General features: G+C 73.8%; 18 protein-coding genes and 1 pseudogene. 15 read left to right on the top strand and 4 right to left on the bottom strand.

All coding sequences use genetic code 11. From position 1 onward, the window contains the following. Positions 1-15: 15 nt before the first annotated feature. The 3 genes from ACFQ8C_RS11305 to ACFQ8C_RS11315 all read right to left on the bottom strand — a co-directional run bounded on the left by ACFQ8C_RS11305 (position 16) and on the right by ACFQ8C_RS11315 (position 2174). The gene (locus ACFQ8C_RS11305) at positions 16-297 is read right to left on the bottom strand and encodes a hypothetical protein (protein ID WP_383454889.1); all 282 of its coding nucleotides are present in this window, start codon (positions 295-297) and stop codon (positions 16-18) included. 243 nt (positions 298-540) lie between these two features. Beyond that, a complete protein-coding gene (locus ACFQ8C_RS11310) occupies positions 541-768 on the bottom strand; it encodes a hypothetical protein (RefSeq protein WP_383454892.1) in 228 nt (75 codons plus the stop codon). A gap of 131 nt (positions 769-899) precedes the next feature. Further along, complete coding sequence (locus tag ACFQ8C_RS11315; RefSeq protein WP_383454895.1) at positions 900-2174, bottom strand: MDR family MFS transporter; 1275 nt, start codon at positions 2172-2174, stop codon at positions 900-902. Positions 2175-2590: 416 nt separating this feature from the next. Here ACFQ8C_RS11315 and ACFQ8C_RS11320 point away from each other — a divergent pair, with 416 nt between their 5' ends. The 13 genes from ACFQ8C_RS11320 to ectB all read left to right on the top strand — a co-directional run bounded on the left by ACFQ8C_RS11320 (position 2591) and on the right by ectB (position 17670). Then, entirely contained in the window at positions 2591-3067 is a 477-nt protein-coding gene (locus ACFQ8C_RS11320; protein WP_383454897.1) for a hypothetical protein, read from the top strand. Further along, entirely contained in the window at positions 3058-3537 is a 480-nt protein-coding gene (locus ACFQ8C_RS11325) for a GNAT family N-acetyltransferase (protein ID WP_383454900.1), read from the top strand. The genes ACFQ8C_RS11320 and ACFQ8C_RS11325 overlap by 10 nt, the downstream gene beginning before the upstream one ends. Further along, positions 3534-5201, top strand: coding sequence for an amino acid adenylation domain-containing protein (locus tag ACFQ8C_RS11330; protein ID WP_383454903.1), 1668 nt, complete (start codon positions 3534-3536; stop codon positions 5199-5201). Before ACFQ8C_RS11325 ends, ACFQ8C_RS11330 begins: the two co-directional genes overlap by 4 nt. Further along, positions 5191-6114, top strand: coding sequence for an alpha/beta hydrolase fold domain-containing protein (locus ACFQ8C_RS11335; protein WP_383454906.1), 924 nt, complete (start codon positions 5191-5193; stop codon positions 6112-6114). The genes ACFQ8C_RS11330 and ACFQ8C_RS11335 overlap by 11 nt, the downstream gene beginning before the upstream one ends. Next, positions 6108-7757, top strand: coding sequence for an AMP-binding protein (locus tag ACFQ8C_RS11340; protein ID WP_383454909.1), 1650 nt, complete (start codon positions 6108-6110; stop codon positions 7755-7757). Before ACFQ8C_RS11335 ends, ACFQ8C_RS11340 begins: the two co-directional genes overlap by 7 nt. Then, positions 7748-8452: a rhodanese-like domain-containing protein gene (locus ACFQ8C_RS11345; RefSeq protein ID WP_383454911.1), complete on the top strand. Its 705-nt coding sequence runs from the start codon at positions 7748-7750 to the stop codon at positions 8450-8452. The genes ACFQ8C_RS11340 and ACFQ8C_RS11345 overlap by 10 nt, the downstream gene beginning before the upstream one ends. A gap of 68 nt (positions 8453-8520) precedes the next feature. Further along, positions 8521-9777: an NAD(P)/FAD-dependent oxidoreductase gene (locus ACFQ8C_RS11350; protein WP_383454913.1), complete on the top strand. Its 1257-nt coding sequence runs from the start codon at positions 8521-8523 to the stop codon at positions 9775-9777. A gap of 53 nt (positions 9778-9830) precedes the next feature. Further along, the gene (locus ACFQ8C_RS11355; protein ID WP_383454915.1) at positions 9831-10385 is read left to right on the top strand and encodes a DUF3291 domain-containing protein; all 555 of its coding nucleotides are present in this window, start codon (positions 9831-9833) and stop codon (positions 10383-10385) included. A gap of 177 nt (positions 10386-10562) precedes the next feature. Continuing rightward, complete coding sequence (locus ACFQ8C_RS11360) at positions 10563-12530, top strand: class I tRNA ligase family protein (protein ID WP_383454918.1); 1968 nt, start codon at positions 10563-10565, stop codon at positions 12528-12530. Further along, complete coding sequence (locus tag ACFQ8C_RS11365) at positions 12527-13744, top strand: NAD(P)/FAD-dependent oxidoreductase (protein WP_383454920.1); 1218 nt, start codon at positions 12527-12529, stop codon at positions 13742-13744. The genes ACFQ8C_RS11360 and ACFQ8C_RS11365 overlap by 4 nt, the downstream gene beginning before the upstream one ends. A 95-nt stretch (positions 13745-13839) precedes the next feature. Then, positions 13840-15123 (top strand): lysine N(6)-hydroxylase/L-ornithine N(5)-oxygenase family protein, encoded by a 1284-nt coding sequence (locus ACFQ8C_RS11370; RefSeq protein ID WP_383454923.1) that lies wholly within the window; start codon positions 13840-13842, stop codon positions 15121-15123. A gap of 68 nt (positions 15124-15191) precedes the next feature. Further along, complete coding sequence (locus ACFQ8C_RS11375; RefSeq protein WP_383454926.1) at positions 15192-16328, top strand: amino acid:polyamine antiporter; 1137 nt, start codon at positions 15192-15194, stop codon at positions 16326-16328. Between the two features lie 91 nt (positions 16329-16419). Beyond that, the gene (ectB, locus tag ACFQ8C_RS11380; RefSeq protein ID WP_383454928.1) at positions 16420-17670 is read left to right on the top strand and encodes a diaminobutyrate--2-oxoglutarate transaminase; all 1251 of its coding nucleotides are present in this window, start codon (positions 16420-16422) and stop codon (positions 17668-17670) included. Between the two features lie 257 nt (positions 17671-17927). On the opposite strand, the pseudogene ACFQ8C_RS11385 reads toward ectB, so the two are convergent. Next, positions 17928-18281: pseudogene (locus ACFQ8C_RS11385) on the bottom strand (winged helix-turn-helix transcriptional regulator); the annotation flags it as partial. A gap of 101 nt (positions 18282-18382) precedes the next feature. On the opposite strand from ACFQ8C_RS11385, the gene ACFQ8C_RS11390 reads away from it, so the two are divergent. Together ACFQ8C_RS11390 and ACFQ8C_RS11395 are read left to right on the top strand one after the other, a co-directional pair. Next, a complete protein-coding gene (locus ACFQ8C_RS11390; RefSeq protein WP_383454931.1) occupies positions 18383-19594 on the top strand; it encodes a pyridoxal phosphate-dependent aminotransferase in 1212 nt (403 codons plus the stop codon). 137 nt (positions 19595-19731) lie between these two features. Then, on the top strand, positions 19732-21030 hold the full coding sequence (locus ACFQ8C_RS11395; RefSeq protein ID WP_383454934.1) for an acetyl-CoA carboxylase biotin carboxylase subunit family protein: 1299 nt from the start codon (positions 19732-19734) through the stop codon (positions 21028-21030). Positions 21031-21272 lie beyond the last annotated feature (242 nt).

Raw genomic sequence — 21272 nt, forward strand, 5'->3', positions numbered from 1 at the left:
CCGCACCGGAGGTGGTCAGGCGCCGGGCACCCAGTGTTTGTAGACGGGGACGACGCGGGGCGCCGGGCCCTCCGGCCAGCCGAGGCCGATCGCGACGGGCAGCATCTTGTCCGCGAACGCCTTCATCTGCGCTTCGCTCGCCCAGAGGTCGAAGACCTCCAGGCCGCTGTCGGTCGACACGCACGCGTGCGCGATGCACCCTTCGAAGATCTCGGGGGTGGACTGGAGCTTGGCGTTGAGCGTGTCGTACTGGTCCGTGGTGACTCCGTCGAGGACGGCGTGGACGAGGATCGCCATGACCCTTCCTCCTCGTGAGGCGACGCTCCACCCCCTCACCCACCAGCACACCACGCCGGGGCGGGCACGGCACCCGCTCCGGCGGCCGCGGGCCGGGGCTCCGGGCCGAGACTCCAGAGGCCGGAGCCCCTCGGGCCAGAGTCCTCCCGGCCTGGAACCCCTGGCCGGGGGCTCGCGAACCGGAGCCCCGGCCGGGGGCTCGCGAATCCGGAGCCCCGGACCGGAGCCCTACAGGTCGGAGCGCTACAGGCCGAACCCCAGGAGGGCGACCTCCATCGGGAGCGCGGGCCGCTCGGGGAGGGCGGGCGGCTCCTCGCCGCGGCCGGTGTGGGTGGGGCGTACGGGGCGCAGCGCGGCGAGGCCGTCGGCGGCCCAGCCGGCGTTCGTGGCGGGCAGGGAGAGCGTCATCCGCCGGCCGTCGGCCAGGGTCGTCTCCAGGGTGTCCTGGCTGTTCGGGTCGTTCGTCCGCATGGCACCTCACTCGGGTCGCACACGATGGATCACGGCTTCCGGAAAGGAAGACGGCGGGGCGGGGAGAAAGGTTCCCTCCGGGAAGGGGGACCGGCCGGCCCAAGGGGGACCGGCAGGCCTCCCGCGCCCGCTCAGCCCTTCTCCGGGGCCGACCCCGACGTGGCCGGCTGTGGTTCGGCCGCCTGCGTCGCCTTCACGCGGCGGGTGAGGCGGGTGCCGATGCCCAGCTGCGCGGCGGCCGCGGCGACGGCGACGACGAGGCAGCCGACCCAGAGCGGGGCGGCGCCCCAGGTGTGGATCACCCAGCCGCCGACCAGCGGCGCCACGACCGCGGATCCGGTCCAGGCGACCTGGTAGAGGCCCTGGTAGCGGCCGCGCAGATGCTCCGGGGAGATGCGTGCCACGAGCGCGAAGCTGGTGGGGGTGTTGCCGATCTCGCCGAGGGTCCACACCACGATGGACGCTCCGTAGAACCAGGCGGAGTCGCCGAAGAGGAGGACCGAGTAGCCGACGCCGATCAGCGCCGACGACCCGGCCAGCACCCAGGATTCGGGGAAGCGCTTGTAGAGCCGGGTGAGGGGCAGTTGCACGGCGACGATCACGATGCCGTTGAGCGCGGCCACCTGCCCGTAGGTGCTCGGCGAGAAGCCGTCCTGGCCCATCGCGATGGGCAGTCCGCTCTCCGACTGGAGGAGGACGGTGAGGACGAGGAACTGCGCGGCGACGAAGGCCACGAAGCTCCGGTCGCGCAGGACGGCGCCGAACCCCTCGCCGGCCTCCTGGGCGTCGGAGGGCGCGGCGGCCGGGGCGCGGCCCGGCACGCGGAGGGCGATCATCACGGCGCCGACCAGGGTGGTGGCGCCGTTGAGCCAGAAGAGCGCGGTGTAGCCGGTGAGCGAGACGAGGCCGACGGAGAGCATCGCGATGGAGTAACCGACGTTGATGGCCCAGAAGTTGAGCGAGTAGGCGCGGACCTGGTCCTTGCCGGGGATGACGTCGGCGATGAGCGCGTTGTGGGCGGGCCGGGTCGCGTTGTTCACCACGCCGACCACGAAGGCGCCGACGAGCAGGGCCCAGGGCGAGCGGGCGTAGGAGAGGGCGATCATGCCGGCCGCGGTGGCGGCGAGCGCGCCGACGAGGGTGGGCTTGTGGCCGAAGCGGTCGCCCAGGGCGCCGCCGAACGGGCCCGCCAGGAGCGATCCGACGCCGATGCCGGCGACGACGGTGCCGGCGAAGGCGGCGCTGCGGTCCAGCTCCTCAGTGATGTAGAAGGCGAGCAGCGGCATCACGAACCCGCAGGCGCGGTTGACGAGTTGCGCGGTCCAGAGCCACCAGAAGCCGGAGGGGAGCCCGCCGAAGGTCGCGACGAGGGAGGAACGCGCCCTCGTCACCGGCTGGAATCGCATGTGCTCCCCTTCGTCGCGGAACGGCTCCGAACACCGAATGAATACCCGCCGGAGCCGCCGCGCGAAAGGGGTGAACACGCCACGCGACTCTCGGACATCCGACTGGACAACAAGGGCCACGACCCTCGGGAAGTGACGAGGTGTCACACAAACGACGAGGTCAGGGGGGGCTTTCGCGGCGACCTCCCAAACTCTATGATCGCATCGCACACAGGCCCCATGCAGGGATGTACCGTCCCATATGAGGATCCGTCGAAGCCCTTCGTGCCCTGACCAGGCACGAGTCACGGCATATGCGGATCGCATGCTTTCCCAGGCTGTTCAAGGCACGTTCCGTACGGATGACCACGACGGTTCGGAGGCGATGAGCACGTGATGGACATGGCGCAGGCACGACGGGCGGGGACCGCCGTCCGATGAATCCTCTGACGTACTCACCGCGTCTGGTGAAGGCGCTGCCGCCGGTGCACGCGCACGGCCGGGCCCTGAAGGCGTACGTGATGTTCGCGGACCCGGAGCGTGCGGGCGACCTGCCGAAGCCGGAGTGGCTGGAGCGGCACGCGGCCTCGGTCCTGGGCGGGCCGCCGGTCGAGGGGGACCACCCGGCCGGCTTCCTGATCCTGCACCATGGAGCCGAAGGAACGTATCTTCTGGTGAGCCAGTGGTACGACGCCGACATGCTCAAGCACTGGGTGCGCGGCGCGGCGGTCGCCGCCGACGGGACCACCGACTTCGTCCCGCTCGCCGAGCGGGACCTCATCGCCTGCGTCTGGGAGCTGGAGATCGTGAAGTTCGAGCGCGACGCATGGGTCAACACCGTGCTCGCGCGGGGCGACACGGGTCAGGACTCGCTCGACGCGTACATGGAAACGACATTCTCGGGGTGGGTGTGAAGCACGACATCGAGGTCAGGCCGATCGAGCCGGACCAGCTGGACGCACTGCTGGCGCTGTGCGTGGAGCACGCGGCGTACGAGAAGTCGGAGTTCGCCGACGACGGCCAGGTGGAGCGGTGGCGCTCGGCGTTCTTCGCGGAGCGTCCGGCGCTGTACGGCTGGGTCGCCCTCGACGACGGCAGGCCCTGCGGCTTCATGACCGTCACGATCGACTACTCCACCTGGAGCGCGGAGCGGTTCGCCTACATGGACTGCCTGTACCTCCAGGAGGCGTACCGGGGCCGGGGGCTCGGCCGCGTCTTCCTGGAGCGGCTGCGGGAGTTCGCGGTCGCCGAGGAGTGCGGCTGGGCGGAGTGGCAGACGCCGACCCACAACGAGCTGGGCATCGGCTTCTACCGGCGCATGGGCGCCGCCACCAAGAGCAAGGTCCGCTTCACCTACGACGTCGGGGCGGGTGGCGGATCATGACGGAGCGTTCCGCGCCGACGGCGCCGTTAGCCCCGCTGCCGCCCTGGTCGGTCGACCCGGCCGACCAGGCGGGCCCCGTGCCGGAGCTCGGGGACCTCGTCCGGACGGCGGCGGCCAACTGGCCCGACCGCCCGGCGCTCCACGACGGACGCCTCGGACTGACCTTCGCCGAGCTGGAGCAGCGGGCCACGACGCTCGCGGCCTGGCTGGCGGAGCAGGGCGTCGGTCCGGGCGACCGGGTGGCGATCCTGGCCGAGAAGAGCGCGCTCATGCCGGTCCTGGCCATCGGGATCTGGAAGTGCGGCGCCGTCTACGTCCCGCTCGACGGTACGGCTCCGGCGCCGCGGCTGCGCGGGCTGCTCGACCGGCTGGACGCGCGGGTGGTGCTCGCGCCGGCCGACCGGGAGCCGGTGGCCGAGGGGGCGCGCTGGGTGGGCCGGGCGGAGCTGGAGGCGGTGCTCGCGGGCCCGGCCCGGGAGTGGCCGACCGTGCCGCACCACCCGGACTCCACGGCGTACATCATCTTCACCTCGGGCTCCACGGGCGAGCCCAAGGGCGTGGAGATCACCGTCGCGAACCTGGTCGCGTACTTCGGGAACCACAACGAGGTGTTGCGGTTCACCCCCCGGTCGCGGGTGTTCAGCCTCTCTCCCTTCCACTTCGACGTGTCGATCGAGGACACGCTGCTGCCGCTGTCGCTCGGCGCCTACGTCCACCAGTTCCGCGGGATGCACGCGGGCGCGGTGATGCGGACGGTCATCACACGCGAGCGGATCACCCATCTCATCGCGGTCTCCACGCTGTTGACGATGATCACCGAGGGCGGGCGGCACGTCACCCGGGAGAACTTCCCCGACCTGGAGATGGTGATGACGGGCGCGGAGGTCTGCGACCCCGGCGTCATCAACGTCTGGAAGGACGGCCTGCCCGAGGTGCGGGTGATCAACGTCTACGGGCCGACCGAGGCGACGATCGTCTGCGTCGCCCATGAGATCGAGCACGTCGACCCGGACCGCGTGAGCGCCTACCCGATCGGCCGGCCCCTGCGCGGGGTGACGGCACGGATCATGGACGACGGCACCGAGGTCGGCGTCCACGAGGTGGACCGTGTCGGCGAGTTGTGGATCGGCGGGGAGCAGGTGATGCGCGGCTACCACGGCCGGCCGGAGGAGACGGCCCGGCGCGTGGTGGAGGTGGACGGCGTCCGCCACTACCGCACCGGCGACCTGTGCGCCTACGACGAGAACGGCGACATCGTCTTCCGCGGCCGGAACGACGACGAGGTGAAGCTGGCGGGCCGCCGCATCCATCTGGGCGAGATCCGGCAGACCGTGCTGAGCTGCCCCGGCGTCGAGCGGGCGGCCGTCGCCCTGGTCGAGCGCCTCGGACACGACGTGATCGCCCTGGTGGTGATGGCGCCGGACCGGGCCGTGGTGGCGGACGTGGAGAAGCGGCTGGCGGAGCTGTTACCGGCGTACATGCTGCCGGCGGTGATCGCCTGGTCGCCCGAGCTCAGCGTCTCCTCCACGGGCAAGACGGACGAGAAGCTGCTGATGGGGAGGCTCGCCGACGCGGTCCGCGAGTCGAGCGCGAGCCGCTTCGCGTTCACGCCGGACGGCGACGTCGCGTCCGACGCGAAGGACGGGGACCGAGGTGCCGTCTGATCCCGGAACGGCCTCCCTCCACCCCGAGTTCGGGAGGCTGGCCGCCGCGAGGAAGATCATGGGGGTGCGGGGGTCCACCGGGTCGCTGACGGAGGACCGGGTCAACGCCGAACGCTGGGTCGCCCGTTTCGGGGGCGCGGCCGACCCGGACGACGGAGCCGTGGTCCGGACCGGGGCGCACTCGGTCACCATCCGGCCGGCGGACGAGGCGGCGGACGCCCCGTGGGTGGTCTACGTCCACGGGGGCGGGATGGTCTACTACTCGACCTCCGTCTTCCAGCCCTTCTTACGCAGGCTGGCGCGCGAACTCCGCGCGCCCGTCGAGGCCTTCGACTACCCGAAGGCGCCGGAGCACACCGTCGAGGAGTCGGTGGAACGGCTGGCGGAGCGGATCTCCTTACGCTGCCGGACCCTGACGGACCGTCCGCTCGTCCTGGCCGGCGACAGCGTCGGCGGGCTCCTCTCCCTCTATCTCGCCCTGCGGGTGCTGCCCGGGGTGTTCTCCCGGATCGTGCTCCTCTATCCGGTCCTCGATCTGCGGACCGAGCGCGACTCCTACCGGGCCTTCGGCGAGGGTCTCTTCCTCGACCGTGACGCCATGCGGCTCTTCACCTCCTTCCTCGCCCCCTTCTTCGCGGCCCGGGCCTTCGATCCGATGGACCTGCCGGAGAGCGATCTCGACCGGCTGCCGGAGTGCTCGATCGTGACCGCCGGCTGCGACGTGCTCCGCGACGAGGGGCTCGACTGGGCGAGGGCCGTGGCCGCCCGCTCGCCGGGGCTGCGCCACCGCCACTTCCCCGACCTCCCGCACGACTTCTGCCTGTACGCCGGGCGACTGGCGTCGGCCGGCAGCGCCGTCGCGGAGATCGCCAGGACCGCCTTCCCTCTCGAAGAACGGGGTCGATCGTGGTAGCCCGAGCCCAACCGCCGGCCCTGCCGCCGTGGTCGGCCGACCCGGCCGTCGCGGCCGGTCCGCCGCCCGCCCTGGGCGATCTGCTGACGGCCCCGGCCCGCAAGTGGCCGGACCGGACCGCGATCGACGACGGGGCGGTGACCCACACCTTCGCCGAGCTGGAGCAGGGCGCGCTGGCGGTGGCGGGGTGGCTGGCCGCGCAGGGTGTCGGCGCGGGTGACCGGGTGGTGGTCCTCGCCGAGAAACGCGCTGTCATGCCCATGATCATCCTGGGCGTCTGGAAGCGCGGGGCCGTCCACGTCCCCCTCGACGCCACGGAGCCGGAGGCCCGGCTTCGGGGCCTGCTCGCCCGGCTGCGGCCCGCCGCCGTCATCGCCCTCGGCGACCGGCGACCGCCGGCCCCCGGCACCCCCCTGCTCGGCGGGGAGCGGCTCGCCGAGGTCCTCGCCGGGCCCGCCGCCCCGCACCCCACCGTGGCGCACGGACCCGAGGACGTCGCGTACGTCGTCTTCGCCTCCGGGGCGACGGGTGAACCGCAGGGTGCGGAGATCACCGTCGACGGCCTGTACGCGCACTTCACCGGCCACAACGAGGTGCTGCGGTGCACCCCGGACTCCCGCGTCCTCAGCCTCTCCCCCTTCCACTTCGACGTGTCGCTCCTGGACACCCTGCTGCCCCTCTCGGTGGGCGCCTACGTCCACCAGTTCCGCGGCCTCCCGGCCGGCGCGGTCATCCGGTCCGTACTCGCCCGCCGGCGCGTCACCCACCTCCTCGCCGTGACCGTGATGCTCGGCCTGGTCACCGGCGACGGGCGGCAGATCACCCGGGCCAAACTGCCCGACCTGGAGCTGGTCATGACCGGCGCCCAGGTCTGCCACCCCGACGTCCTGCGGGCCTGGACCGACGGACTGCCGGAGACCAGGGTCGTGCAGGCCTTCGGTCCGCCCGAGGCCACGATCTTCGCCTTCACCCACACGGTCGGCCCCGAGGACACCGCCCGGACCACGCCCTGCCCGGTCGGCGGGCCGCTCGGCGGCGTGCGGGCACGGCTGGTGCGCGACGGTGCCGAGGTGCACGGGACCGACGCCGAGGGAGAGCTCTGGATCGGCGGGCCGCAGGTCATGCGCGGCTACTTCGACCAGCCCGAGGAGACCGCCCGGCTCGTCGTCGAGGCCGACGGGACGCGCTGGTTCAGGACCGGGGACGTCTGCGTCCGCGACGCCGCCGGCGCCCTCGTGCTGCGCCGGCACGACGACGAGCGGATCACCTGGCTGGCGGGCCGCCGTACCCATCTGGACGAGATCACCCGGGCCGCCCTCGGCTGTCCCGGCGTCGACCGGGCGGTCGCCGCCCCGGTCCGGCGCGACGGGCGCGACACGGTGGCCCTCGCCGTCGCGTCGAAGGACCGGCGGACGCTCGCCGAGGTCACCGAGCACCTGCGCGGTCTCCTGCCCGAACCCCTGCGCCCGGCGCTCCTCGCCTGGACGCCGGCCGAACCCGCCCCGGAGCCCGGGGACGACGGCGCGGCGCGGGAACTGGCCGGGCGGCTCGCGCAGGCAGCCCGAACATCGCACTCCCCGTACGTCGCGCTGTCGGCCGACGGCGCCGTCGAGCCTATTGATGAGGTGGAGATATGCCCGTAGCGGTGAACGACACGGTCAGGGAGAAGGTCGCCGCGTACCTGGAGGCGGCACTGGGCAAGCCGGTGGACCTCGGCCCGCTGCCCGACACCACCCCGCTCAACTCCCTCGGCCTGGACTCCCTCCTGACCATCAGCGTCCTCGTCACCCTCCTGGAGGACGCCGGCGTCGACCTCGGCGAGCACGCGGACTCGCTGGTCACGCCGAGCACCCTGGGCGACCTGTACGCCATCGCCGACCGGTTCCTGGGCGAGCCCGAGGCGCCGGCCCCGGTGGCCGAGGCCGCCGCGGAGCCGCGCGAGCAGAGCGCCCAACTCGCCTACTACCAGGCCAAGCTGGCGTACGAGATCGACTCCGCCGACCTGCGGGACGCACTCGCGGCCGGCCAGGACCTCGTCGTCGTCGACGGACGCGGCAGCGAGTCGTACGCCGCGGAGCACATCCCCGGCGCGCTGAGCATCCCGCACCGCTCGATCTCCCGGGAGTCGCTGGCCGGGCTCTCCAGGGCGCCGCTGTACGTCACGTACTGCGACGGCATCGGCTGCAACGCCTCGACCAAGACCGCGATCAAGCTGGCCACGGAGGGCTTCCGGGTCAAGGAGCTGATCGGCGGCCTCGACTGGTGGAAGCGGGACGGCCACCCCACCGAGGGGAACGCCGCCCCGGACCACGCCCACCACGCCGCCTGCGGGTGCTAGCCGGCTCCGTCCCGGAGCCCGGCGGAATCGACGGAAGACCGTCCGACCGAAGAGTGGGGAGCAGATCCGTGAGCACCGAGGAGTTCGACGACGCGCCGCTGGACGTGGCGGTGGTGGGCGGCAGTCTGGCCGGCTGCGCCGCCGCCGTCCACTTCGGCACGATGGGGTACCGGGTGGCGGTCTTCGAGCGGAAGGCCACCCCCGAGGCGTACCACAAGCAGCTCTGCACCCACTTCGTGCAGCCGCACACCGTACCGCTGCTGGCCCCCCTCGGGCTCGCCCATCTCCGGGAGCCCGCCTGGTCGGTGGCGACCAAGGCCGTCTTCGTCACGCCCGGCGGCGTGGTGGAGACGCCCGGCACCGGCTACGACCCGGAGCTGCCGGACTCGTACGCCCTCAACCTGGAGCGCCGGGTGCTCGACCCGGCGATCCGGGAGTCCGCGCGGCGGCACGGCGTCCGGTTCCTGGAGGCCACCTCCGTGGAGAGCCTCGAAGGGGACGCGTCCGGCTGGACCCTGGAGACGCGCGGCGAGTCCGGCACCCGGCGCTACCGGGCCCGGCTGGTGGTGGCGGCCGACGGGCGGCGCTCCCGCCTCGCGGGGCTGCTCGGCAACGAGGCCGAGAGCCGTCCCAACGAACGGGCCGCGCTCTTCGGCTACTTCAGGGGGATCCCGGCCCCCGAGGACAGGCGCTCGGTCTTCGTGATGAACGACCGCGACCTCGCGTGCAGCTACCCCCTCGTCGACGGCAGGACCGAGCTCGTGCTCTTCGCCGAGAAGTCGCGGGTGGAGGGGTGGCGGGGCGCGGACGGCCGGATGCAGGAGTTCCTCAAGTACTTCGACGGGCTGGAGGCCGCGCCCCCGGTGGCGGACGCCGTCCCGGAGGGGCCCCTGCTGGGCTACGGCGACTATCCGAGCCTGATCCGCCGGCCGGTCGCGGGCTCCGTGCCGTTCGTCGGCGACGCGGCCCTGTCGCTGGACGCCATGAGCGGCGTCGGCTGCGGCTTCGCGCTGCTCTCGGCCCAGCTCCTCGCCCAGGCCTTCGCCGGCCGCGCCCTGGACGCCGAGGGCGTCGGGGCCGGACTGGAGGACTACCGGCAGCGGTTCGAGAAGACCGTCCTGCCGCACGCCGAGGGCATCTGCGGCGACTCCCTCGTCGACAAGGACGAGACGACCCGGCAGCGCATGTTCGAGACCATCTGCGGGAGCCCTGAACTGAGCGGGAAGTACCTGGCGTTGACCGGCCGGATGATCCAGCCCGCCGAATTCCAGCGCGCGTTCATGCGGGGTCTGATGGCGCGCGGTTCGGGCGCCGCGCGCGCGTAGGCGCACCCCCTCCCCCTCCCCCATCGGGACGACTCCAGGAAAGGAAAAGGCCGATGTCGCGTGTCGCCTTCACGACGTTCGCGATCCTGAGGAAGCCGTACGGAAACCCCGAGGTCCAGGAGTTCGACGACCTGACCCCGCCGACCTTCGAGGAGGCCGAGCGCAGTCCCGGGTTCCTCGCCCGGGCGAAGGAGGACCCCGGCCAGAGCCACCTCACCAACTTCCAGCGGGACTGGGGCGACTGGGGCAAGTTCGAGGTGCCCCGGTTCTACACGGGCGGCCGGACCGACGACACCGACAGCCGGGCCTCGACCCTCTCCCTCTGGGCCGATCTGGACTCCGTCTTCGCGTTCGTCTACGCCGGGCTGCACCGCTCCACCCTGAGCCGGCGCCACGAGTGGTTCCTCAAGCCGGAGTGGCCCACCTACGCGGCCTGGTGGGTCTCCGACGACACCACCCCCACCTGGGCGGACGCCTGCGCCCGCCTGGAGCACCTGCACGACCACGGGCCCTCCCCGTTCGCGTTCTCCTTCCGCCGGCCCTTCGACGCCGACGGCGACCCCACGCGGCTGCACGGCCCGGCCGAACGGCCCGGCACCGGCGACTGACACCGGCACCGGCCACCGGTGGCCACCGCTCCGGCGCCGGCCACCGACACGGCCCCCGCACCGGCCACCGAACCCGACACCGACACCGACACCTGCGGCGTTCCCGGCACCGGCACCGACACCGGTGGCCGGCGCCGCGCCGCGCCGTCCCTTCCTCCACTCCACCTAGGGGTTTCCTTGATCACGCGCGCCTTCGACCGTTCGGCGATGAGCTGGTCGTACGAGATGCACCTGCAACCCATGCTGTCCGCCACCGACATCGAAGGGCTGCCGTTCGGCTCCGTCTTCGGCAGCGTCCCCGGGCACACCGTCTCGAAGCGCCACGCCCACCAGGACGGCGAGATGTTCATCGTCCTGGCCGGCAAGGCGGTCGTCGTGCTCGGCGACGAGGAGCGCGAGCTGGGCCCCGGCCAGGTCTGCTACCTGTCGCCGTTCGGCTTCCACGAGATCCGCAACGACCACGACGATCCCTTCGACATCGTCTCGGTGTACTGGGAGCACATCCCGAGCGCCGTCGCCGTCCTGGAGAAGGCCCCGCCGCGCGACCGGCTCGCCGAGCGGACCCTGGTGTTCTGCCCGCCGCCCACGCCCAACGGCGGCCTCCACCTCGGACACCTCGCCGGCCCCTACGTCCGCGCGGACATGCTGGTGCGCGCCCTGCGCAGCATGGGCCGCGACGCCCGGTACGTCACCGGCACCGACGACCACCAGTCGTACGTGGCCGCCGCCGCGCGCCTGCGCGGCACGACCCCGGCGGCGGTGGCCACCGGCGAGGGCGACGCCATCGTGGCGACCCTGCGGGCGGCCGGGGTCGGCGTCGACCGGCTCACCCGCCCGGCCCTGGACCCGGAGCACGCCGGCCGGATCCGGGAGCTGCTCGACCGGGTGGCCGCCTCGCCCGCGGTGCGGGAGGAGGAGCGGGAGACGGCGTACTGCCCGAGCTGCGAGCTGTCGCTGCACCAGGCCTTCGCACGCGGGGCGTGCGCGCACTGCGAGGCGGCCAGCGACGGGGAGATCTGCGAGGCGTGCGGCCGGCCGGGCGAGGCCCGGGAGCTCACCGGCGTCCAGTGCCGGATCTGCGGCACCGCGGCCGTCACGCGCCCGGAGCGGGCGCTCTGGCTGGATCTGAACGCCCACGCGGACGAGGTGCGGGAGTACCTGCGGGTGTCGTCCGCCTCGCCGGACCTGCGGACGCTGGTCGAGCGGCTCCTCGACGAGGGACTGCCGCCCTACCGCCTCGCCCGGACCGCCGACTGGGGCGTCGACCTGGGCGAGGGCCGTGCCCTCGACGCCTGGGCGGACCTCGCGCTCACCTTCCTGGACGCCGCCAGGAGCGAGTCCGAGGAGAACGGCCCGGCGCGGATCGCGCTCTTCCTCGGCTACGACAACAGCTTCTACTACGCGGTGCTGCTGCCGGTCCTGGCCTTCGCCGCCGGTCTCGCCGAGCACCTGCCGGCCGCGTTCGTCACCAACCAGTTCCTGCACCTGGGCGAGGACAAGTTCTCCACCAGCCGGGGCCACGCCGTCTGGGCCGACGACGCCCTCGCCGCGGCGGGGCCGGACGCCGTCCGCCTCGCGCTGCTGCGCGACGCCCCGGAGGGCCGGGTCACCCGGATCACCGAGGAGCGCGCCGGCCGGCTGACCGAGGACCCGCTGTACCTCGCCGCGCACGCGTGGCTGGGCGGCTTCGCGGCCCTGGACGTGAAGGGCGACGGCGCGGTGCCCGGCACCGGAGCCTGGACGGACGCGCACCGCGAGTTCTACCGCTACCTGAACCTGACCACACGTCAACTCGACGGTGTCGTCCTGCCGGAGGCGTTCAGCGCGCGCGGTTACGTCGACCTCCTGGAATCCTTCGTGCGGCGCTGCGCCGAGTTCCGGGCGACCGAGGAAGTGGCCCGCCGGGTGCCGTCGCAGGCGGAGGAGGCCAGGACCAGCCTGGCCCTGGAGTACCTGGCGGCCAAGGTGTTCGCCGCGCTGGCCTGGCCGGTCACGCCCGCCCTCGCCGAGCGGGTCTGGGAGTGGCTGGGGCTGCCGGGCGAGCCGGTCCGCGAGGCCGACTGGTCCTTCCTTCCCTCCGGGACCCGGTGCGCGGCGCCCGCGCCCGTACCGGCCGTTCCCGTCCCCGCGAGCGGACGGCCGTGAGCGACCCCGAGGGGGCGGCCCCGGCCGGCTCCCCCCGTGGCGGGGGACTCCCCGCCACGGCGGACGTCGTGGTGGTGGGCGCCGGGATCACCGGCGCCGCCGTCGCGCACCACCTGGCACGCCGGGGCGCGTCCGTCGTCGTCCTGGAGCAGGCGCCCCGCCCGGGCGCCGGGGCGACCGGGTACTCCGGCGGCATGGTGCGCGCCTACGACCCCGACCCGGCGACGGCCGGGCTGGCCCTGGCCGGCCTGGCCGCCTACCGGGACCCCGCGCGCTGGGCCTCGGGCCGGGCCCCGCTCCGCGTGGTCGGCGCGGTGACGGTCGCGGACCCGGCCGAGGAGGGCGCCTTACGGGCGGCCGCCCGACGGATCCGGCAGACCCTGGGCACCCCGGCCGAGGTGGTCGCGGGGCCCGCCGAGGCGGCGGGCGTCCGGCTGGCCGGCGGGATCGCCCTGGTCGAGCCGGAGGCCGGCTGGGTGGACCCGGCGGAGGTCACGGCCGACTGGCTGGAACAGGCGCGCGCCGACGGCTCCGTCGTCCGCTGCGGGGTGCGCGTCCGGGCCGTGGAGGCACGCGGCGGACGCCCGGCGGTGGTCACCGACGCGGGCACGATCCGGGCGGGGGCCGTCGTGTCGGCGGTCGGCGCCTGGGCGGCCGACCCGGCGCCCGGGCTGCGGCCCGCCACGCCGGTCCGCTCCCGCTCGATCCAGGTCAGCATCGTCGGCCGCGGTCCGGAGGCACCGTCCCACGCGACCTTCGTCGACCTGCGGACCGGTCTGTACGCCAAGCCGGTCGGCGCGGACCGGACGCTGATCGGGATGCCCCACCTGGTCTGGGGCTCGCCGGTCGACGCCCGCCCCGACCCGGCCCACGCGCGGGCCACCCTCGCCGCGCTCGCCGCCCACTTCCCGTGGCTCGCCACGGCGCCCCACCTCGACACGATCCGCGCCGCCGACGCGTACGGCCCGGCCGGCGACGCGTACGGCCCGCCCGGCGACGGTCCGGCGGCCGGGCTGCTCACCAGTACCGGCGTACCGCACGTGTGGGCGGTACGCGGCTGGAACGGCGGCGGCGTCAAGACGGCCCCGGAGGCCGGCCGCCGCATCGCCGAGTCCCTCCTGTCCGGTTCCGGCACGGACTTCGCCTCCCGTACGAACACCGGCGCCGGATCCGGCACCGACTCCGACTCCGGCACCGACTCCGGTTCCGTCTGACGGCACCGCCCGGCCCGACCAGCCGCGGCATCCGCCCGGCGGCGCCGTCGGGCCCGCACCACCACCTTCTGTCCGCATTCCATCAAGGGGGAACAGTGACGCGCTGCCACGACGTGCTCGGCATAGGCTTCGGTCCGGCCAACCTGGCTCTCGCCATCGCCCTGGAAGAAGAGGGCCACGACCTCGACATCCGGTTCCTGGAGGCCCGGCCGGGCCCGTCCTGGCAGAGCGCGATGATGCTCGACGGCTCGGACATCCAGAACCACCCCGTGCGCGACCTGGTGTCCCTGCGCAATCCGCGCAGCCGCTACAGCTTCATCAACTACCTCTTCGAGAACGGGAGGCTGCTGGACCACCTCAACCTCCCGATGGAGTTCCCGCTGCGCAAGGAGTACGCGCAGTACGTCACCTGGGCCGCCGGCCACTTCGGGCAACTGGTCGACTACGGGGTGCACGTCACCGGCGTCTCCCTGGGCCGTGACGCCGAGGGCCGGCCGCTCCACACCGTCACCACCTCGACGGGCGAGACGCTCCAGGCGCGCGTCCTCGTGATCGGCACCGGCCGCGCGCCCTTCGTCCCCGAGCCGTTCGACGCCGTGGACTCCCCCCGGGTCTTCCACCTGACGCGCTACCTGCCGGCCCTGCGGGAGCTGGAGGAGCGGGGCGGAGCCCCGCGCAGGGTGACGGTCGTCGGCGGCAGCCAGAGCGCCGTCGAGCTCACCCTGGACCTCGCCAGGCGCTATCCCGAGGCCGAAGTCACCACTCTCGTACGGTCGCTGACACTCCGTGAGAAGGACACGAGTCCCTTCAGCGAGGAGGGGTACTTCCCCGGCTTCACGGACTACTACTACGCGGCCTCCCGTGAACGGAAGGACGCCATCGACCAGTTCATGCGGCTGACGAACTACTCGTCGGCCGACGGCGACGTGCTGCGCGAGCTGTACCGGCTGATCTACGAGCAGCGGCTCGACGGCGAGCAGCGGGTGTTCGTCAGCGGCAGCCGCCAGGTCCGCGCCCTCGACGTGGACGAGGACCGCGTGCGGATGACCGTCGACGAGCTGAACACCGGCGAGTCGGAGGAGCACGAGGCCGACTTCGTCGTCCTGGCCACCGGTTTCCGCGACCTCGGTCCCGCCGCCCACCAGGAGCGCGTCCCGGCGCTGATGCGCGGGGTCGCCGAGGACTTCGCGTTCGACGCCCACGGCCATCTCTCCGTCGGCCCCGACTACGAGGTCCGGCCGGTGGCGCCCGACACCCCGGCCCTCTTCCTCAACGGACTGTGCGAGTCCAGCCACGGCATCGGCGACGCCGGCTCCTTCAGCCTGCTCTCGCTCCGGGCCAAGGTCATCGCCGAAAGCCTCCGGAAGCGCCTCCCGTGAGGGAGGATCCTCCGGAAGCCCCCGGGCCGGGGTCCGCTCGCGGGCCCCGGCGCGCGATCGCGGGCCAGGTGGCACGGGGGGTCCTCGGCGCCGGGATGCCGGTCATGCCGCCGGTCGTCGCGGCCCTGGCGGGCGCGGACGGACTCCTCGTCTGGACGGCGCACGTCCTGCTGGGCGGCTCGGTCGCCCTGGTGCTGGCCGCGCTGGTCCGCACCCGGGTCGGCCCGACGTCCCTGGCCGGGGCGGTCGGGGCGCTGCTCGGCACGGGGGCGGAGCGGGTGGTGGACGGTGTCTTCGCCGTCGCCTTCACCGCCGGCCAGGCGGCGATCGCCTGGTTCGCCGCCACCCTGCTGCTGACGGCCGCCGACGGCGCGCCGCCCCGGGCGGGCACGGCCGGCCTGCCGCTCGCGCTCGCCGTGCTGGTGGCGGCCGGAGCGGCGGCGCTCGGCCCGTGGACGCCCCCGGCGGCGGTGCTCCGGTGGCGTCTGTGGCTCACCGGCGCGCTGGCCCTGGCGTGCGCCGTGTGGGTCTGGCCCGGCGACCTCGCCGCGGGGGCGGCCGGAACACCGCTGGCGCCCGCGGCCCCCTCGGGACTCCCGGGGATCCCGGGACTCCCGGGGCTCTCGGGGAACGGCGCGCTCTGGCTGGCCCTCGCGGCGCTGTTCTTCGCCGGTGTCGGCTGGGAGAGCGTCACCGGCGCCGTGCCCGCGGCCGCCGCGGGGCCGCGGCGGACCGCCGCCGGGGTGCTCCTGGGGACGGCCGTCGTGGCCGCCGTCTACCTCGGCCTGGCGGCCGTCCAGGGGCGGGGCCCCCACCCCCTGGCGCCGGCGCCGCTGCGCTGGGCGCTCGCCGGGGCGACCGCGGCCGTCCTCACCTCCTACGTCTTCACCAACATCCGCACGGCCGCCCGGATCGCGGCGCGGCTCCACCCCGCCGGACGGCGCCCCTCCGGGCATCTCCCGGCCAGGGCCCTGGTCGTGGCCGTCGCCGCGGCCTGCTGCGCCTTCGCGTGGGCGGGGGCCCGGGACGGCGGCGTACCCCTGCTGCTGCTCGGTCCCGCCGCCGCGGCGCTCGTCGGCTACGCGCTGGGCGCCGCCGCGGCGGTGCGCCACGGCGGGCCGGCGCTGCGGAGCGCCGGGGCCCTGCTCCTGCTCGTGCTCACGGGGCTCGCGGGGCTCGGCGTACCGGCCCTGTCCGGCGGGTGAACCCCGCCCCCGGCCCCGGGCCGGCACCCCCGTGCGCCCGCTCCCTTCCCCACCGCTCCCTTGCCACCCCCCTTCACCGAGGAGACCCCTCATGAACGCCTTCGCCCTCGAATCCGAGGTCCGCAGCTACAGCCGGAACTGGCCGGTGGTCTTCGACCGGGCCCGCGGCAGCCGGCTCTCCGACCAGGACGGCCGCGCCCACCTGGACTTCTTCACCGGCGCCGGCGCCCTCAACTACGGGCACAACCACCCGGTCCTGAAGCGGGCGCTGCTCGACTACCTGGAGCGGGACGGCGTCACCCACAGCCTGGACATGCTGACGGCGGCGAAGAAGGACTTCCTCGACGAGTTCGGGGCGCGGGTGCTCGGCCCGCGCCGACTGGACTACCGGGTGCAGTTCCCCGGCCCGACGGGCACCAACAGCGTGGAGGCCGCGCTGAAGCTGGCCCGCAAGGTGACCGGGCGCCAGACCGTGGTCGCCTTCACCGGCGCCTTCCACGGCATGTCGCTGGGCTCGCTCGCCGTCACCGGGAACGCCGGCAAGCGGGCGGGCGCCGGAGTGCCGCTCGGGCACACCTGGCGGATCCCGTACGACGGCTTCGCCGGGGGCCAGGTGTCCGGTCTGAAGCTGCTCGACAGCATGCTCGCCGACAGCAGCAGCGGCCTCGACCTGCCCGCCGCCGTCATCGTGGAGACGGTGCAGGGCGAGGGCGGCGTGAACCCGGCGGGCCCGACGTGGCTCGCCGACCTCGCGGAGCTGTGCGAGCGCCGGGGCATCCTGCTGATCGTGGACGACGTCCAGATGGGCTGCGGGCGCACCGGGCCGTTCTTCAGCTTCGAGGTCGCCGGGATCACCCCGGACATCGTCTGCCTCTCCAAGTCCCTGAGCGGGTACGGGCTTCCGATGGCCCTCACCCTCTTCCGCACCGAGCTCGACGTCTGGCGGCCGGGCGAGCACAACGGCACCTTCCGCGGCAACAACCCGGCCTTCGTGACGGCCGCCGCGGCCCTGCGGGAGTTCTGGGCGGACAGCGCCCTGGAGAAGCAGACCGAGGCGCGCGGCGCGCTCTTCGACGAGCGCCTCGGCGAACTCGCCGCCCGGCACTCGGCGCACGTCTCCGGCCGGCGCGGCCGGGGCCTGGCGTGGGGCCTGGCGTTCCGGGACGCGCCGGTGGCCCGGCGGGTCGCCGACGCGGCCTTCGCCCGCGGCCTCCTGGTGGAGACCTCGGGCTCCGAGGACGAGGTGGTGAAGCTCCTGCCGGCGCTCACCGCCACGGACGACGAACTGGCCGAGGGCCTCGACCTCCTGGGCCGGGCGGTCGAGGCGACCCTGGGCGGCTGAGCCTCGGACGTGACCGGTACGGCACCGAGCCTGGCCGGTACGGGGCCTGGCCGGCACGACACGGGCCGGACCCGACGCGCCGGGCCTCACGCACCGGGCCTCACGCACCGGGCACCCACCCCTGACCTCACCCGCACCGGGCCTCACGCGCCGGGCAGCGCGCCCGCCCTCCCGACGGCGGCGGTCTCCTCCGGCCGGCCCACGGCCTGGCCGGACGGGCCGGACGGGCCGGATGAACCGGACGGGCCGCGTTCGGTGAACCAGTGGGTGCGGACGGCGTCCGTCGGACGCGGTTCGCCGAGCGCGTCGAGGCCCCAGGCGGCCAGGGCCTCGACGACCGGGCGGAGCTCGGCGCCGCGCGGGGTGAGCTGGTAGACGGTCGCGTTGGCGGGCCGCTCCAGGCGGCGGCGCTCGACCAGTTCCTCGCCCTCCAGCTGCTTCAGCCGGCTGGCGAGGATGTCGGTGGAGACGCCGGGGAGGTCGGCGTGGAGGTCGGTGTACCGCCGCGGGCCGTGCAGCAGCTCCCGGACGATCAGCAGACTCCAGCGCTCCCCCACCGCGTCCAGGGCTCGGGCGACGGCGCAGTACTGGTCGTAGCTTCGGCGTGGCATGGTGGCCAGCATAGCCAAAAGGTTGGACTTTCCAAGTGGGTACTTGGTAGAACGAAGCTGCCACAGCGGCACGGGTGACAGTGACGGTCGGGAGGCCGCAGATGACGTTTCGACAGTCCAGCAAGTTGAAGGACGTGTGCTACGAGATCCGTGGCCCGGTCGTCGACCAGGCCAACGCCCTCGAAGAGGCGGGTCACAGCGTCCTGCGGCTGAACACCGGCAACCCGGCGCCGTTCGGCTTCGAGGTGCCGGAGGAGATCCTCCAGGACATCATCCGCAACCTGCCCAACGCGCACGGCTACAGCGACGCCCGGGGCATCCTGCCGGCCCGGCGCGCGGTGATGCAGTACTACCAGCAGCGCGGCGTCACGGGCGTGACCGTCGACGACGTCTACCTCGGCAACGGCGCCTCCGAGCTGATCCAGATGGCCGTCCAGGCGCTGGTGGACGACGGCGACGAGGTCCTGGTGCCGATGCCCGACTACCCGCTGTGGACGGCGGTGGTGCGGTTCGCCGGCGGGCGGGCCGTGCACTACCTGTGCGACGAGGAGGCGGACTGGTTCCCCGACCTCGACGACATCGCGTCGAAGATCACCGACCGCACCAAGGCCATCGTCGTGATCAACCCCAACAACCCGACGGGCGCGGTCTACTCGAAGGAGCTCCTGGAGGGGATCCTCGAACTCGCCCGCCGCCACGGCCTGATGGTGCTGGCCGACGAGATCTACGACAAGATCCTCTACGACGACGCCGAGCACCACTGCCTGGCCGGGCTCAGCGACGACGTGCTGACCCTCACCTTCAACGGCCTCTCCAAGTCCTACCGGGTGGCCGGTTTCCGCAGCGGCTGGCTGGTCGTCTCCGGCCCGAAGGAGCAGGCCGGGGACTACCTGGAGGGCCTGACCATGCTGGCGGGCATGCGCCTCTGCCCCAACGTGCCAGCGCAGTACGCCGTCCAGGCCGCGCTCGGCGGCCGTCAGTCGATCCACGACCTGACCCTGCCGAACGGCCGGCTCACCGAGCAGCGCGACGTCGCCTGGCAGGCGCTGAACGAGATCCCGGGCGTGAGCTGCGTCAAGCCCAAGGGCGCGCTGTACGCCTTCGCCAAGCTGGACCCGGCGGTGCACAAGATCGTCGACGACGAGCGGCTCGTCCTCGACCTGCTGCTGCGCGAGAAGATCCACGTCGTCCAGGGCACTGGGTTCAACTGGCCGCGGCCGGACCACTTCCGCTTCGTCACCCTGCCGCGCGCCGACGACCTGGAGACCGCGATCAACCGCATCGGCCGCTTCCTCGCCACGTACCGCCAGTAGTCCGATCCCGGCCCCGGACGCGGATTTCCGGCCAATTCCGCGAGCGGGTCCATGAATTGACGTATCGACAGACCACGGGCGACGTGGCCGGGCAAGCTGGATCTTCCATGACCGCGCATCCCACCGGAGGAGCTCCGTTGAACCGTCAGAGCGAACGCCCGCCCGCCGTGATCGTCATGAGCGACCTGGCGGCCCTGGCCCGCCAGCACCGCCTGATCACCGACATCGCGGAGCGCGGCCTGGCACCGCTGGTCGTCGTCGGCCCCACCACCGACCTGGCGAAGCTGACCGGGCACATCGCGGACCCGGCCCATCCGCTCTCCCGGATCGCGTCCGTCCGGCAGTTCCCCGACGCCGTGATCGCCGGCGTCCTGGCCTCGGTGCAGGACTGGATCGCGGAGTACGACGTCCGCGGGGTGATCTGCAGCGGCGAGGTCTTCGTCGACCCGTGCGGCGTACTCTCCGAGGCCCTCGGCCTCCCGGGCCCCGGCACCTGGGCGGCGCGGGTCTGCCGGGACAAGGTCATGCAGCGGGTCCTCCTCCGCGACCACGGTCCGGCCTGGCGCGCCTTCGCCCCGCACGAGCGGGAGTCCGCGGCCTCCGACACGTACCCCTGCGTCGTCAAGCCGGCCGGCCGCATGTTCAGCTCCGGCGTGGTCCGCGTCGAGAACGACGAGGAGCTCCGCGCCGCGCTCACGGCCTACGAGCCGGACGAGACGATCCTGGTGGAGGAGCTCGTCACCGGACCGGAGTTCTCCGTCGAGGCCCTCGTGCACAACGGCGAGCTGATCTGGAGCGGCGTCACCGCCAAGCTCACCAACGAGGACAGCAGCCGCTTCTTCACCGAGATCGGCCACACCAGCCCCGCCGACCTGCCGCTCGCCCACACGGACGCCCTCGTCTCGGCCAACGCCGCGATCCTCAAGGCGCTGCGCTTCGACAGCGGCATCACCCACGCCGAGTTCCGGCTGCGCGACGGCCAGCCCGTCCTCATGGAGATCGCCGCCCGCCTCCCCGGCGACGCGATCACCATGATGTGGCACCTCGCCACCGGCCTGCCCATCGAACCGGCCATCGTCGACCTCGCCCTCGGTGTCCGCCCCGACTACCCGACGCCCACCCGCCGGGCCGTCCAGCGCTTCGTCGAGCACCACCCCGGCCGCCTCACCGACGTCCGCTACGACGGCGAACCGGTCTCCTGGATCGCCGACGACGCCGTCTGGCCCCTCGTGGAGGCCACCACCCCCGACGCCCCCGCCCGCTGCGCCTCCGTCATGGTCGGCCTCCCCCGGGGCTCCCGCCTCGGCACCCTCAACGACTCCTCCGGCCGCTCGGCCTACGTCGTGGCCGACCTCCCCTGGGACGCCGACCCCGTCGCCGAGGTCGCCGCCTACACGGCCCGCGTCGCACTCACCATCGAGCCCGACCCGGTCTGACCCCGGTCAGGGCAGGGCCCGGACCGGACCGGCGGGGTAGGGCGCGGTGGGGTACGGCGCGGCGCGGCCCGGCGGGTACGGCCCGGACCGGCGGGGTACGGGAGTCCGCCCCGTACCCCGCCGCCACCGGTCCGGACCCGGCCCCTGCCCGGCGACCGCCGGGCCCGAACGGCCCACGCCCGGCCCGCTGCGGTCGTGCGGTCCGCCGACATTGCCTACCGTGAGGGAAGGACGTGATCGAG

It is taken from the genome of Streptomyces sp. NPDC056503 (assembly GCF_042794995.1).
GTDB lineage: Bacteria > Actinomycetota > Actinomycetes > Streptomycetales > Streptomycetaceae > Streptomyces.

Coding starts and splice junctions, on each gene's coding strand:
- ACFQ8C_RS11345 (WP_383454911.1), top strand. CDS start 7,748: ATGCCCGTAGCGGTGAACGACACGGTCAGGGAGAAGGTCGCCGCGTAC.
- ACFQ8C_RS11315 (WP_383454895.1), bottom strand. CDS start 2,174: ATGCGATTCCAGCCGGTGACGAGGGCGCGTTCCTCCCTCGTCGCGACC.
- ACFQ8C_RS11320 (WP_383454897.1), top strand. CDS start 2,591: ATGAATCCTCTGACGTACTCACCGCGTCTGGTGAAGGCGCTGCCGCCG.
- ACFQ8C_RS11305 (WP_383454889.1), bottom strand. CDS start 297: ATGGCGATCCTCGTCCACGCCGTCCTCGACGGAGTCACCACGGACCAG.
- ACFQ8C_RS11390 (WP_383454931.1), top strand. CDS start 18,383: ATGACGTTTCGACAGTCCAGCAAGTTGAAGGACGTGTGCTACGAGATC.
- ACFQ8C_RS11355 (WP_383454915.1), top strand. CDS start 9,831: ATGTCGCGTGTCGCCTTCACGACGTTCGCGATCCTGAGGAAGCCGTAC.
- ACFQ8C_RS11310 (WP_383454892.1), bottom strand. CDS start 768: ATGCGGACGAACGACCCGAACAGCCAGGACACCCTGGAGACGACCCTG.
- ectB (WP_383454928.1), top strand. CDS start 16,420: ATGAACGCCTTCGCCCTCGAATCCGAGGTCCGCAGCTACAGCCGGAAC.
- ACFQ8C_RS11330 (WP_383454903.1), top strand. CDS start 3,534: ATGACGGAGCGTTCCGCGCCGACGGCGCCGTTAGCCCCGCTGCCGCCC.